Source organism: Actinomadura atramentaria DSM 43919 (assembly GCF_000381885.1).
In the GTDB taxonomy this organism is placed as follows: Bacteria; Actinomycetota; Actinomycetes; order Streptosporangiales; family Streptosporangiaceae; genus Spirillospora; species Spirillospora atramentaria.
This window is the reverse complement of sequence record NZ_KB907221.1, coordinates 1-12,521: the sequence shown is the minus strand read 5'-3', so window position 1 is coordinate 12,521 and position 12,521 is coordinate 1. Positions and strand designations below refer to the sequence as shown.

General features: G+C 71.9%; 13 protein-coding genes and 1 tRNA gene. 8 read left to right on the top strand and 6 right to left on the bottom strand.

Annotated features, from left to right (window positions below):
* Positions 1 to 36 precede the first annotated feature (36 nt).
* A complete protein-coding gene (locus G339_RS40635) occupies positions 37 to 624 on the bottom strand; it encodes a TetR/AcrR family transcriptional regulator (protein WP_026341800.1) in 588 nt (195 codons plus the stop codon).
* Between the two features lie 53 nt (positions 625 to 677).
* Here G339_RS40635 and G339_RS0126480 point away from each other — a divergent pair, with 53 nt between their 5' ends.
* Together G339_RS0126480 and G339_RS35355 are read left to right on the top strand one after the other, a co-directional pair.
* Positions 678 to 2,081, top strand: a complete 1,404-nt coding sequence (locus tag G339_RS0126480; protein ID WP_019634089.1) for an ABC1 kinase family protein — start codon at positions 678 to 680, stop codon at positions 2,079 to 2,081.
* Positions 2,071 to 3,144 (top strand): cytochrome P450, encoded by a 1,074-nt coding sequence (locus G339_RS35355; RefSeq protein WP_019634088.1) that lies wholly within the window; start codon positions 2,071 to 2,073, stop codon positions 3,142 to 3,144. Before G339_RS0126480 ends, G339_RS35355 begins: the two co-directional genes overlap by 11 nt.
* 79 nt (positions 3,145 to 3,223) lie before the next feature.
* On the opposite strand, the gene G339_RS0126470 is transcribed toward G339_RS35355, so the two are convergent.
* Positions 3,224 to 3,910, bottom strand: coding sequence for a hypothetical protein (locus G339_RS0126470; RefSeq protein ID WP_205625641.1), 687 nt, complete (start codon positions 3,908 to 3,910; stop codon positions 3,224 to 3,226).
* Positions 3,911 to 4,093: 183 nt separating this feature from the next.
* Here G339_RS0126470 and G339_RS0126465 point away from each other — a divergent pair, with 183 nt between their 5' ends.
* Positions 4,094 to 5,302: a sensor histidine kinase gene (locus G339_RS0126465; protein ID WP_240489910.1), complete on the top strand. Its 1,209-nt coding sequence runs from the start codon at positions 4,094 to 4,096 to the stop codon at positions 5,300 to 5,302.
* Positions 5,299 to 5,976: a response regulator gene (locus G339_RS0126460; RefSeq protein WP_033324423.1), complete on the top strand. Its 678-nt coding sequence runs from the start codon at positions 5,299 to 5,301 to the stop codon at positions 5,974 to 5,976. The genes G339_RS0126465 and G339_RS0126460 overlap by 4 nt, the downstream gene beginning before the upstream one ends.
* 116 nt (positions 5,977 to 6,092) lie before the next feature.
* Here G339_RS0126460 and G339_RS0126455 read toward each other — a convergent pair.
* A tRNA-Val gene (locus G339_RS0126455) sits at positions 6,093 to 6,167 on the bottom strand.
* Between the two features lie 169 nt (positions 6,168 to 6,336).
* Here G339_RS0126455 and G339_RS0126450 point away from each other — a divergent pair.
* Complete coding sequence (locus tag G339_RS0126450) at positions 6,337 to 6,723, top strand: DUF427 domain-containing protein (RefSeq protein ID WP_019634084.1); 387 nt, start codon at positions 6,337 to 6,339, stop codon at positions 6,721 to 6,723.
* 126 nt (positions 6,724 to 6,849) lie between these two features.
* Positions 6,850 to 8,415: a purple acid phosphatase family protein gene (locus G339_RS0126445; protein WP_019634083.1), complete on the top strand. Its 1,566-nt coding sequence runs from the start codon at positions 6,850 to 6,852 to the stop codon at positions 8,413 to 8,415.
* Between the two features lie 46 nt (positions 8,416 to 8,461).
* Here the strand turns inward: G339_RS0126445 and G339_RS35350 are convergent, their stop codons facing one another.
* On the bottom strand, positions 8,462 to 8,869 hold the full coding sequence (locus G339_RS35350) for a helix-turn-helix domain-containing protein (protein ID WP_157408021.1): 408 nt from the start codon (positions 8,867 to 8,869) through the stop codon (positions 8,462 to 8,464).
* Between the two features lie 174 nt (positions 8,870 to 9,043).
* Positions 9,044 to 9,901, bottom strand: a complete 858-nt coding sequence (locus tag G339_RS0126435) for an alpha/beta fold hydrolase (RefSeq protein WP_019634081.1) — start codon at positions 9,899 to 9,901, stop codon at positions 9,044 to 9,046.
* 106 nt (positions 9,902 to 10,007) lie between these two features.
* Between G339_RS0126435 and G339_RS0126430 the strand changes: the two genes are divergently transcribed.
* Both G339_RS0126430 and G339_RS0126425 read left to right on the top strand, forming a co-directional pair.
* Complete coding sequence (locus tag G339_RS0126430; protein ID WP_019634080.1) at positions 10,008 to 10,508, top strand: metallophosphoesterase family protein; 501 nt, start codon at positions 10,008 to 10,010, stop codon at positions 10,506 to 10,508.
* A 90-nt stretch (positions 10,509 to 10,598) separates the two neighbouring features.
* Positions 10,599 to 11,987, top strand: a complete 1,389-nt coding sequence (locus G339_RS0126425; RefSeq protein WP_157408020.1) for a nucleobase:cation symporter-2 family protein — start codon at positions 10,599 to 10,601, stop codon at positions 11,985 to 11,987.
* Between the two features lie 279 nt (positions 11,988 to 12,266).
* Here G339_RS0126425 and G339_RS40055 read toward each other — a convergent pair.
* Positions 12,267 to 12,521, bottom strand: a 255-nt coding sequence (locus G339_RS40055; protein ID WP_205625640.1) for a hypothetical protein, incomplete at its 5' end; no start/stop codon positions are given.

Genomic DNA, 12,521 nt, shown 5'->3' with positions numbered 1-12,521 from the left:
GAGCGCGACTTTGACGACCACCACCGTGGCCCGGGGTCAGGTTGCGAGAAGGGTGGTCAGGAGTCCCACCCACGTCCGGATGAAGGTCTCGTCGTCCAGGACGGGGTCGGCGTTGAACAGGTCGCGGGGCATGCGGGCGGAGTAGAGGGCGCCTAGGGCCACCGCCGCGATCGCGTCGGCGCGGTCGGGGGGCAGGCCGCCGAGGTCGGCCAGGTGGGCGGCGAAGTCCCGCTGCGACGATCCCAGGAGCTGGTTCACCGCGTCGCGGACGAGGTCGGGGCGGGACCGGGCCTCGGCGGCGAGGATCTGCAGGAGTTCGCGTTCCTCGTCCAGTTCGGCGAGGACGTAGCGGGCCGTCAGGGTGAGTTCGGTGCGCAGGTCGCCGACGCCGGTGAAGGTCGCGCGGATGTCGCGGAGGGCGCGCAGGCGGGCCAGATGGCGGTCGATGCCCGCCCGCAGCAGGTCCTCCTTGCTGCGGAAGTGGTGGTAGAGGCCGCCCGCGCCGGGGGTGAGCCCGGCGGCGGCCTCGATCTTGGCGACGCTCGTCCCGCGGAAGCCGTGCGCGCCGAAGAGCTCCATCGCCGCGTCGATGATGCGGTCCCGGGTGGGGGTTGACGTCGTCATGGGCCTAAGTAAACACTGAGGCGAACTCAGTGTCTACTGACGGGGAGTCAGTGATGGACGAGGAGGAACGCCCGGTCCGGGGCGGCCGGGTGGCGCGCACCGCCCCGCTCGTCGGGCTCGCGGGACGGACGGCGGGGGAGACCGTGGTCGCGTCGCTCCGGCTGCGCGCCCGAGACCGCGCCGAGGGCCGCGCCGCCGTCCACGCGCGCGCCGCCGAGCGGTACGCCGAACGGCTCGGCCGGTCCAAGGGCGTCCTGATGAAGGCCGGGCAGCTCCTGTCGTTCGTCAGCTTCGGCGCGATGGTCGGCGAGGAGTACCGGTCCGTCTACCAGGCGGCGCTCGCGCGGCTCCAGGACGACGCGCCGCCGATGCCGCCCGAACTGGCCGCCCGGACGATCGAGGCCGAGCTGGGCGCCCCGCCCGGCGAGCTGTTCGCCGAGTTCGCGCCCGAACCGCTCGCCGCCGCGTCCATCGGGCAGGTCCACGCGGCGCGGCTGCGCGACGGCCGCCGCGTCGCGGTGAAGGTGCAGTATCCGGGCGTGGCGGAGGCGATCCGCGCGGACCTCGCCAACACCGAGCTGCTGGCGACGTTCTTCCGGCTGGCGGGCGGGATGATGCCCCGGCCCGTCCAGCTCGACGTGCGGGGGATGGCGCGGGAGGTCGCCGAGCGCATCGGCGAGGAGATCGACTACCGGACGGAGGCCGCCCACCAGCGCGAGTTCGCCGACTTCTACCGGGGCCACCCGTTCATCCGCATCCCGGAGGTGGTGCCGGAGCTGAGCACGCGCCGCGTCCTCACCACCGAACTCGCGGACGGCCTGCGGTTCGCGGACGCGCTGAAGGAGGACCAGCGGCTCAAGGACCTCTGGGGCGAGGCCGTGTTCCGCTTCTCGGTCGGCGGGCTGCGGACGCTGCGGGTCTTCAACGGCGACCCGCACCCCGGCAACTACCTGTTCCACCGCGACGGGACGGTCACCTTCCTCGACTTCGGCTGCGTCCGGAGGTTCACCGCCGAGCAGATGGACACGGTCGCCGCGTCGGTGCGCGCGGCCGTCGCGGGGGACGCCGACGCGCTGACCGCGACGTTCCGCGCGAACGGCTTCCTCGACGGCGCCGAAGCCCCCGAGCCCGCCGAACTGCTCGCCTACATGCGGGAGTCGCTGCGCGCGAGCCTCGCGCCGCAGCCGTTCACGTTCACGCGCGAGTGCGCGGCGCGGGTGGTGGCGGCCGCGTACTCCGTCAACGGCGAACACCGCGAGGTGATCCGCAAGATGACGCCGCCCCCGCACTTCGTGTTCCTGTCGCGCATCGACCTCGGCGTGACGGCGATTCTCGGGGAGCTGAACGCCACCGGTCCGTGGGAGGCGATCCGCCGCGAATGGGACGAGGCCGGTCCGCCCGCCACCCCGTACGGCGAGCGGGATCTCGCGTTCCGGGCGGCCGAACGTGTCCGGTGACGTCCGCTGGGACGCGGCGGCCCAGGCGTTCCTGATCTCCGGTTACGACGACGCGTCGGCCGTCCTGCGCGGCACCGGCTGGAGCAGCGACCCGCGCCGCGGTCCGAGGACGCCGCCGCAGTTCGCCGACCTGCCGCCGAACGTCCTGCTGTTCCTCGACCCGCCCGACCACACGCGGCTGCGCCGGATGCTGAGCCCCGCGTTCACGCCGCGCGCGGTCGAGCGGCTGCGCCCCCGCGTCACCGCGATCGTGGACGCGGCGCTGGACGGCCTCGCCGACGGCTCCGACCTCGTCGCCGAGCTGGCCTACCTGGTGCCGCTCGCGGTCGTGGCCGAACTGCTCGATGTCGGCGTGGCGGGCGCGGAGCTGTTCCGGGACGAGACGCCCGCGCTCGCCGGCCTGCTCGAACTCGACGTCACACCGGACGGCGTGGCGCTCGCGGCGGCGGCGTCCACCGAGATCATGCTGTACCTCACCCCGCTGATCGCCGAGCGGCGCGCCGACCCCGGCGACGACTTCATCAGCGCGCTGCTCGCCGTGGACGGCATCGAGCTGGACGAGGTCCTCGCGACCTGCGTCCTGCTGCTCGCCGCGGGGCACGAGACGACCGCGAACCTCATCGGGACGGGCGCGCTGGCCGTCCTGGACGACCCGAGCCAGCGGGACGCGCTGCTCGCCGACCCGTCCCGCGCCGTGGAGGAACTGCTCCGCCACCAGAGCCCGGTGAAGCTCGCCGGACGCGTCGCGGTGGCGGACCAGACGGTCGGCGGCGTCCGCGTCCCCGCGGGCAGCCAGGTGTTCGTCATGATCGGCGAGGCGAACCGCGACCCGGGCCGCGCCCCGGACGCGGACCGCCTCGACCTCGCCCGCCCCCCGCTCCCGCATCTGGCGTTCGGCGCGGGCGCGCATTTCTGCCTCGGCGCCGCGCTCGCCCGCATGGAGGCCGCCGAGACGCTGTCCCGCCTGTTCACGCGGTTCCCGAAGCTGGCGCGGGACGGCGACGCCCGATGGCGCGCGTCGTCCACGTTCCACGGGCTGGACGAGCTGCGCGTCCGCCTCTGAGAACACCGCGAGAAGCCTCCCCGGAACACACGGGGAGGCTTCGCCGCTGTGCGCGCCCGCGAGATCGAGCGGACGGTGGTCACGCCCGGTTCTTGTGGATGCCCAGGCCCATGAAGCCGACCCAGACCAGGGTGATGAGCCCGACGAGGGCGTCGGCGCCCCAGCCGTTGACGGCGTAGAAGTGGGTGGCGTCCGTACCGAAGTAGAGCGACGGGACGGCCAGCAGGTTGATGACTCCGACGACGGTCGTCCCGCGCAGGGTCCACCGCGGCGCGACCGGTGACGCGGCCGTCGTACGTCGCTGCGCGGCGCGGACGAACCCCAGGAAGAACATCGCGATCCACAGATGTGCGATCGGGCCGTGGGCCAGTGCCATCGCGGCCGCCAAAGGGCCGTCCGTGGTCGGGTCCATCGCCTGATCGGGGAAGGCCAGGGGCGTGCCGGCCTCCAGTGAGGTGGCGAAGAGGATCACCCCGACGTAGGTCAGCAGCGACACGACGGCGAGCTGTCCGGCGATGGTGCGCCGGCCCGTGCGGTCCCGGGGGAGCAGCCGTGCGAGAGCGACCCCGAACATCGTCAGCACGGCCATGATCACGAGCGTCAGCAGGCTGCGCGTCAGGACGTTCCACTCCGGCGGCGGTCCCGAGTAGACGAAGTACAGGGCCACCATCGGCACCGAGAGGGCGCCCACCGCCATCCCCGCCCGCCCGGCGAACGCGCGGGGGAGCGGATCGGCTGCATGACGGGACGGGTTGTGCGTGGTCACAGCGACTCCCGGGTGAGCTTCATCAGGGAACGGTGAGGACGTGTCGTGTTCATGCCTCGACAATGTCGAGGGGCCGATGCGCGGGGCGTCTGCCGATCGGGACCGATCGCGTCAACGAATGGCCATCGGGATCTGCGACTTTCGTTGACGGCCTCGTCGAGGCCGGACGGTTAGGGTGGTCCGGTGCCGTCCCCCTCACTCGCCGTCGCCGGCGGTCGCAGCCACAAGACCCCGGTGCGTCGAGAGTCGTGGATCGAGCACGGCCGGTCCGCGTTGCTCGTTCTCGCCGCGTTCGCCGGTGGGCTCGCCATGCTGTTCCTCGTCCTCGAACAGCGCCCGGGAGGCGGGTGGCGCGTCCTCGATGTCGCCGTGGGCGCGGTCGCGAGTCTCGTGCTGCTGGTCCGGCACCGCTCCCCGGTCGTCGTCGGGCTGGTGCTCGCGGTCGCCGGAGCGTTCTTCGCCGCGGCCGGGGTGGCCAATTACGTGGCCCTTTTCGCGGTGGCGCGCAGCCGACGCATCGAGCAGGCATTCGTCGTGGCCCTGGCCGATATCGTCGGCGCCCTGGTCTTCTGGATGCTGTACCCGGCCAATTCCGCGCTGAGCCTGACCGTGGTGGTCAATACCGCGATAGCGCTCGCCGTCGTGGCCTGGGGAGCGCTGCAGCAGAAACAGCAGGACCTGGTCGCGGTCTACCGGGACAGGGCGGCCCGTATCGAACGCGAGCGCGAGCTGCGCGCGGAGCAGATCCAGATGGCCGAGCGCGCCAGGATCGCCCGGGACATGCACGACTCGGTCGCGCACTACATTTCGCTGATCGCGCTCTACGCCGGCGGGCTCGCGGTCGCGGGGGACAATGCGAAGAACGTCGGCACGACCGCCGCGACGATTCGTACCACCGCGGTCAGCGCACTCGACGAGCTGCGCACCGTGATCGGCGTGCTGCGCGACGGCACCGTCGTGACACCGCGGAGCGCCGAGCACGAGCAGACCGTCGCGGGATTGATCGACGAAGCCAGACAAGCGGGCCAGTTGATCGTCGCGCACCTCGACCTGGCCGACGACGGCGACCACGCAGACGGCACGGCCGTGCTGCGGGAATCCCCGAACGCCGAGCACATCTACCGCGTCGTGCGGGAAGGGCTGACGAATGCGCGCAAGCACGCCCTTGGCGCACTGGTGACGGTGAATGTTCGCCGCGAGGGCAATAATGCTCTCCTCACGATGACCAACCCGATCGAAAGCGCCGGGTCAACGTTGCCCGGAAGCGGTGCCGGGCTGCGCGGTCTCACCGAACGGGTCGCCGCCGTGGGAGGCGCCGCCGAACACGAGGTCGTCGACCGCGGCGGGAACACCCATGAGTTCCGGCTGTCCGCGCGGGTGCCCCTACGATGACCGGCCCTTTCAGCAGCGCGTCCACCTCGGTGCTCATCGTCGACGACGACGCGATGGTCCGCGCCGGGCTGTCGATGGTCCTGTCGGCGGACCCCACGATCACCATCGTCGCCGAAGCGCCCGGCGGAGCCGAGGCCGTCAGCGCGGCGACGCGGCACCGTCCCGACGTCGTGCTGATGGACCTGCAGATGCCGGAGATGGACGGCGTCGAGGTGACTCGCCGCGTCCGGGCGGCGGTGCCGTCCGCCGCCGTGCTGATGCTGACGACGTTCCATCTGGACACCCACGTCCTCGACGCACTGCAGGCCGGCGCGAGCGGATACCTGCTCAAGGACGTCGCGCCGCGGGAACTCTGCCACGCGATCCACCTCGCCGCGTCGGGCGAGTCCGCGTTCTCGGCGACGATCACCCGCCAACTCGTGGCACGCCACACCCGCACGGGCGGCGACTCCGCCGGCGCCCAAGCCCAACGGGCCTTGGCGGCGCTCACCGACCGGGAGCGCGCCGTCGCCGAGGCCGTCGCCGAAGGCGCGTCCAACGCGACGATCGCCAAGGCGCTCTTCATGAGCGAGGGCACCGTCAAGACGCACATCTCCCGCGCGCTCACCAAAACCGGCCTGGACAACCGGGTCCAGCTCGCCCTCATGGTCTTCCAGGCGCAGCGGAGCCACTGAGAGAAGCCGGGGAAGGTGAGGATGCGGCCGATCCGCACAGGCATCCCACACATGATTCACGCGCGAAAAGCAGACGGGCCGTGTTCTCGCGTAAGAGAAGACAGCCCGTGACCTGCTGGTGGGCGATACTGGGTTCGAACCAGTGACCTCTTCGGTGTGAACGAAGCGCTCTCCCACTGAGCTAATCGCCCGGAATGACCGCCCTCGCGGGCGTTCCGTCGTGGAAAAGACTAGCGCATCCGAGGACGTGATGCGCACCGCGGCGGCGGCGCATCCGGCGCGCGGCGACGTAGGGTCGGGGGAAGATCGCGTCCGCGCGGGCCGCGGGCGCGCCGCCGCATCGACCGGAGGGGTCGGACCGTGACGCACAGCGAGCGGAAAGTCCTGGTGCCCGGACCCGGGCACCCCATCACCGTCGAGCCGACGGGCGCGCGCGTGACCGTGCGCGTCGGCGGCCGCGTCCTCGCCGACAGCTCGGCCGCGCTGACGCTCCAGGAGGCGGACTACCCGCCCGTGCAGTACGTGCCGCTGGGCGATGTCGACCAGTCGCTCCTGCGCCGCGCCGACACCGTGACCTACTGCCCGTACAAGGGCGACTGCTCGTACTACGACGTGCTCGGCCCCGAAGGCGCCGTCTCCGACGCGGTGTGGACCTACGAGCACCCGTATCCGGCGGTCGCCGCCATCGCCGGGCACGTCGCGTTCTACACCGACCGCATCGACGTCGCGGTCGAGCGCGACGGCTGACGGGCCTGTCCGCCGCGTTAGCCCGGGCTGCCCCCGGCGGTCACAAGACGTATCGCCAACGTTCACCCCAACGGCACCCTTGGAACGCTGCAACGGGCCACCCTTGCCCAGGTGAACACTCCTCGCATGGGCGTACCCGACCAGCTCGCCGAGCGCATGAGCATGGCGGAACAGCACGAATACCTGCGCTCGCGCCACTCCCGCCGCCGCATCCTCGGCGGCGGCGCCGCCGCGGCCGGCGCGCTCGTCGCCGCCGGGCTCGCGCCGGGCACCGCCCGCGCCGCCGGCCCCGCCGCGCCCGCGTTCCTGCCGTCCGCGCCGCGCATCGACGGCGCGCTCGTCGCGCCGATGGGCCGCCACCTCGCGTTCGGGAACGACCCGCGCACCCAGATGACCGTGTCCTGGCAGGTCCCCGCCGCGGTGAAGCGGCCGTTCCTGCGCCTCGGCACGCACCCGTGGAACCTGTCGCAGAAGCTCCCGGCGGAGGTCCGCAGCCTCCACACGCCCGCGGGCGTCGGCGCGAGCCCGGACGTGACGCAGTACTTCCTGCACGTCCAGCTCGCCCGCCTCCATCCGGGCACGACCTACTACTACGGCGTCGGCCACGACGGCTTCGACCCCGCCGACCCGCACCTGGCCGGGACGGTCGGCACGTTCACCACGGCCCCGTCCGGCGACTCCCGCTTCACCTTCACCGCGTTCGGCGACCAGGGCGTCAGCTACCACGCCCTCGCCAACGACAGCCTGATCCTCGCGCAGCGCCCCGCGTTCCACCTGCACGCGGGCGACATCTGCTACGCGGACTCGTCCGGCCAGGGCAAGCCGTCCGACACCTTCGACACCCGCGCCTGGGACCAGTTCCTCGCCCAGACCGAGACCGTCGCCAAGCAGGTCCCGTGGATGGTCGCCTACGGCAACCACGACATGGAGGCGTGGTATTCGCCGAACGGCTACGGCGGCGAGGAGGCCCGTTTCCAGCTCCCGGACAACGGGCCGGACGGCCGGAACCTGCCCGGCGTCTACTCGTTCGTCTACGGCAACACCGCCGTGATCTCCCTGGACGCCAACGACGTCTCCTACGAGATCCCCGCCAACCTCGGCCTGTCCAAGGGCGTCCAGACGACGTGGCTGGAGGCGCGGCTCAAGGAGTACCGCCGCCGCGAGATCGACTTCATTGTCGTCTTCTTCCACCACTGCGCGTTCTCGACCACGAACCAGCACGCCTCCGAGGGCGGCGTCCGCGACGCCTGGGTGCCGCTGTTCGAGAAGTACGACGTGGACCTCGTCATCAACGGCCACAACCACGTCTACGAGCGCACCGACGCCATCAAGGGCAACGCCGTCGGCCGCGCCCTGCCCATCGGCGGCACCGTCCGCCCCGAGACGGACGGCACCGTGTACGTCACCGCGGGCGGCGCGGGCAAGAGCCTCTACAGCTTCCCCGTCCCCGACAGCTACGCGGGCCACGAGCAGCGCATCGACGCGATCAGGACCTACTCCTGGGACAAGTCCGGCGGCAAGGCCGTCGAGACCGTCGAGTGGTCACGCGTCCGGTTCACCGGCTACTCGTTCATCGCCGTGGACGTCGAGCCCGGCGGCCGCGGCCGGACCGCGTCCCTCGCCGTCCGCGCCCTCGCCGAGAACGGCACCGAGATCGACCGGTTCACCATCGCCCGCCCGGCCCGGCGCTGACCCGGGCCGCCGCCGGCCGCCGCCCGCACGGCGGCCGGCGGCGGGCTCACGGGGCGGGGGAGTGCGGCCCCGGATGCGCCAGCACCTTCGCGACCGCCTCCGTGCGGTCCGCCACGCCCAGCTTCACGAACACCGCGTGCAGGTGGTTCTTCACCGTCGCGTCCGTGATGTTCAGCGAACGCGCGATCCTGCGGTTCGGCATCCCGCGCACCAGCAGCGCCAGGACCTCCCGCTCCCGGCGGGTCAGCCGGTCCAGATGCGGCGAGCCCGGCGGCAGCCCGTCGGAGTCGGGACGGCCCCCGTTCTCGACCGGCCGCCCCGCGGGCGCGGGCTCGGTCAGGCCCTGCATCCGCGCGACGACGCGGGCCAGCCCCTCCAGATGCGCGATAGCCTCCCGCGCCAGCTCGGCCATCGTCGGCGGAGGGGCGTCGGGGGCCGCTCGCTCGTCCTGCATCTGTCGCTCCGATCGGTCTGAGCCGCCCGCGGCGACGCCGCGCGCACGTGACGATCTGATGACTGAGAGTAACTATAGGTTCTTGTGGCGGTCATGGGAAGGGCGGAATGTTCACTCCGGCGGTGCGGTGCGACGGATGGCCGGGGGCGCCGGAAGACGCCCCCGGCGCCCGGATCAGCCCGTCACGCGGGCGAGCCACGCGATCAGGTCCGCCTCGACCTCGTCGCGGTTGAGTTCGTTGAACACCTCGTGCCGCGCGCCGTCGTACGTCCGGTACGTCACGTCGGTCAGGCCCGCGTCCCGGTAGCGCTGGACGAGCAAGTCGCTCAGCTCCAGCTTCCCGTTCAGCGGGTCCTCCGACCCGACGACGACGTACACCGGTAGATCCACCGGGATGCCCGCCGGCTCGGCGAGCCGCGGGGCAACGCCGAACAGGTCGCCCATCGCGCCGTCGTCCACGCTGAACCCGCACAGCGGGTCCGCGACGTACGCGTCCACCTGCGCCTCGTCGCGGCTCAGCCACTCGAAACCGGTGCGGCCCGGCTGGAACGGCCCGTTGAACAGCGCCATCACGTCGCCCTCGGGGTTCTCCGCCAGCGCCGCGACCATCCGCTCCAGCAGCCCGTCCACGGCCGTCGTCCCCGACAGGACGAGCCCCGCCAGCAGATCCGCGTGCTCCAGGACGTACTGCTGCGCCGCGAACGACCCCAGGCTGTGCCCCAGCAGGACCAGCGGAACGCCCGGATGCCGCCGCCGCGCCTCCTCCGACAGCGTCACCACGTCCGCGACGAGCAGATTCCACCCGTCCGCCCCGAGATGCCCCGGCTCCCCGGTCAGCGTCCGCCCGTGCCCCCGGTGGTCGCCCGCGTAGACCGCGTAGCCCGCCGCCGCCAACCGCTCCGCCAGATGCGCGTACCGGGCCGCGTGCTCGCCCATCCCGTGGGCGATCTGCACCACCCCGCGCGGCTCCCCGGTGGGCTCCCAGACATGGACGTGGACCTCGACGCCGTCGGTGCTGGTGAAGGTGAACATCGGGGGCGCTCCTCGCGACTCGGGCGGCGCGGGCGGCGGGCGGCCCGCTCGTGGACGCGAGCGTAGACGACGGCCGCCACCGGTGGCCCCTCCCACATTTGGGAAAATGGCGGACGTGAAGGTCGTCGTCCTGTCGGACACCCACGCGCCGCGCCGCTGGAAGGGCGTCCCGCCCGCCGTCGCGGAGCACCTGCGCGGGGCGGACGTGATCCTGCACGCCGGGGACGTCTGCATTCCGGACGTCCTCGACGAACTCGCCGCCTACGCGCCCGTCCACGCCGTCCTCGGCAACAACGACGGCCCCGCCGTCGCCGCCTGGGGCGCGCCCGAACGCCTCGAACTCGACCTCGGCGGACTGCCCGTCGCGATGGTCCACGACTCCGGACCCGCCAAGGGCCGCACCGTGCGGCTCCACCGCTGGTTCCCGTCCGCGCGGCTGGTCGTGTTCGGTCACTCCCACATCCCGCTGGACGAGACGGGCGACGGCGTGCGGATCTTCAACCCCGGCTCGCCCACCGACCGCCGCCGCCAGCCCCACGGCACGATCGGCCTGCTCGACATCCGGCGGGGGACGCTCGCGGACGCCCGCATCGTGCCCGTCACCTGATCCGCCCCCCGGTGGATGGAACGGTCCCGGATAGGGTCGCCCCGCCCCGACGCGCACATGTCATTCACCTACCGGAAAGGCAAGGCAGGCATGTCCGAAACCCCACCCCCCGCCGTCCACCCCGTCGACGAGGTATTGCCCGCGCCGAAGCTCGCGCTCTACGGGTTCCAGCACGTCCTCGCGTTCTACGCCGGAGCCGTCGTCGTCCCGATCCTCGTCGCGAGCGCCATCGGATTGTCGCCCGAACAACTCGTCTACCTGATCAATGCCGACCTCTTCACCTGCGGCATCGCGTCGATCATCCAGGCGTGGGGCTTCTGGCGGATCGGCGTGCGGCTGCCGATCGTCCAGGGCGTCACCTTCACCGCCGTCGCCCCCATGATCGCCATCGGCCAGGGCGCGGAGAACGGGACCGCCGCGCTCCTCGCCATCTACGGCGGCGTCATCACCGCGGGCATCGTGACGTTCCTCGCCGCGCCGTTCCTCGGCCGCCTCGTCCGCTTCTTCCCGCCCGTCGTCACCGGCACCGTCCTGACGGTCATGGGCCTCATGCTGCTGCCCAACGCCATCACCGACGCGGCGGGCGGCGCGGCCGCCAAGGCCGCCGGACACGACTTCGGGAGCTGGCGGCACCTCGCCTACGCGGGCGGGACGCTGCTGTTCATCCTCGTGCTGTACCGCCTGCGGCGGCCGTTCGTCAGCAGCATCGCGATCCTGCTCGGGCTCGTCGCCGGAACCGTCGTGTCCTACGCGCTCGGCGACACCGACTTCGACCAGGTCGGCAAGTCGGACTGGATCGGCGTCACCACGCCGTTCCACTACGGGGCGCCGACGTTCCACATCGGGGCGATCGTCGCGATGCTGCTCGTCATGATGGTCACCGTGGTCGAGACCGTCGGCGACGCCAAGGCCACCGGTGAGATCGTCGGAAAGTCCGTGGGCGACGACGACATCGCGCGGGCGCTCCGCGCGGACGGCCTGTCCACGTTCCTCGGGGGTGCGTTCAACGCCTTCCCCTACACCTGCTTCGCGCAGAACGTCGGGCTCGTCCGGCTGACCGGTGTCCGCAGCCGGTTCGTCGTCGTCGCCGCGGGCTTCATCATGATCGTGCTGGGGCTGTTCCCGAAGGTCGCCGCCTACGTCGCGTCCATCCCGCCGGACGTCCTCGGCGGCGCGGCCGTCGCCATGTTCGGCATGGTCGCGGTCGTCGGCATCCAGACGCTGTCGAAGGCCGACCTGCGGGACGAGCGCAACGCCCTCGTCGTCGCGATGAGCATCGGGATCGCGTTCCTGCCGGGGACCGTCCCGGCGTTCGGCGAGAACATGCCGCGCGACGTCTCCGCGATCCTCAACAGCGGAATCCTGCTCGGCAGCCTCGCGGCGGTGCTCCTGAACCTGGTGTTCAACGTCCTCACCCGCAAACCGCCGATCGACCCCGCCGACGCGGACGTCCCCCCGCTCGAACCGCCCACGGTCTGACGGCCGGGTCCGTTCCGGGCGGCCGCCCGGAACGGACCGCTCGGCCGAGCCGACGCTCGAACACCGCGACCCTCGACGCGGGACGCTGTTTGCCCGACCGGAGCCCCGATTTGACTCGGGACGGCGGAGCGCCTAAGTTATCCACTTGTCCCCGGAGGGATGCAGGACGTCGCATGTGCGGCGGCCGGCCCGTGGGGGAAACCTCCTCGATCTTTCACCGGCGTGGCTCTGTCGCGTCCGGCACGTTGTCGCGTGCCGGGGAATCGTGTGGTTTGACAATCACGCGGAGTCTGGTGAAATAGCGGAGCCCTCGACGAAGAACCCGCGAAAGCGGTTCTGGAATCGGGGGGTGCCGGGGAAAGCGCGGAATTGACAGTCCGGGCGGAACCGGTAAAGTAAGAAATGTCGCCCCGGAGCGAGGATCGCGGAAGCGGTCGGAGCGCGGTGGGTGTCCGTTTCTTGAGAACTCAACAGCGTGTTAAAAGCCAGTGCCTTTATCGGCCGGGTGACATTCGTTCGCTCGGCCGCCCCGTA

Bases quoted from the DNA above. Each gene is read 5' to 3' on its own strand.
- G339_RS0126430 (WP_019634080.1), top strand. From the start codon at position 10,008: ATGGCGGACGTGAAGGTCGTCGTCCTGTCGGACACCCACGCGCCGCGC.
- G339_RS0126480 (WP_019634089.1), top strand. From the start codon at position 678: ATGGACGAGGAGGAACGCCCGGTCCGGGGCGGCCGGGTGGCGCGCACC.
- G339_RS0126460 (WP_033324423.1), top strand. From the start codon at position 5,299: ATGACCGGCCCTTTCAGCAGCGCGTCCACCTCGGTGCTCATCGTCGAC.
- G339_RS0126445 (WP_019634083.1), top strand. From the start codon at position 6,850: ATGGGCGTACCCGACCAGCTCGCCGAGCGCATGAGCATGGCGGAACAG.
- G339_RS0126425 (WP_157408020.1), top strand. From the start codon at position 10,599: ATGTCCGAAACCCCACCCCCCGCCGTCCACCCCGTCGACGAGGTATTG.
- G339_RS40635 (WP_026341800.1), bottom strand. From the start codon at position 624: ATGACGACGTCAACCCCCACCCGGGACCGCATCATCGACGCGGCGATG.
- G339_RS35350 (WP_157408021.1), bottom strand. From the start codon at position 8,869: ATGCAGGACGAGCGAGCGGCCCCCGACGCCCCTCCGCCGACGATGGCC.
- G339_RS0126435 (WP_019634081.1), bottom strand. From the start codon at position 9,901: ATGTTCACCTTCACCAGCACCGACGGCGTCGAGGTCCACGTCCATGTC.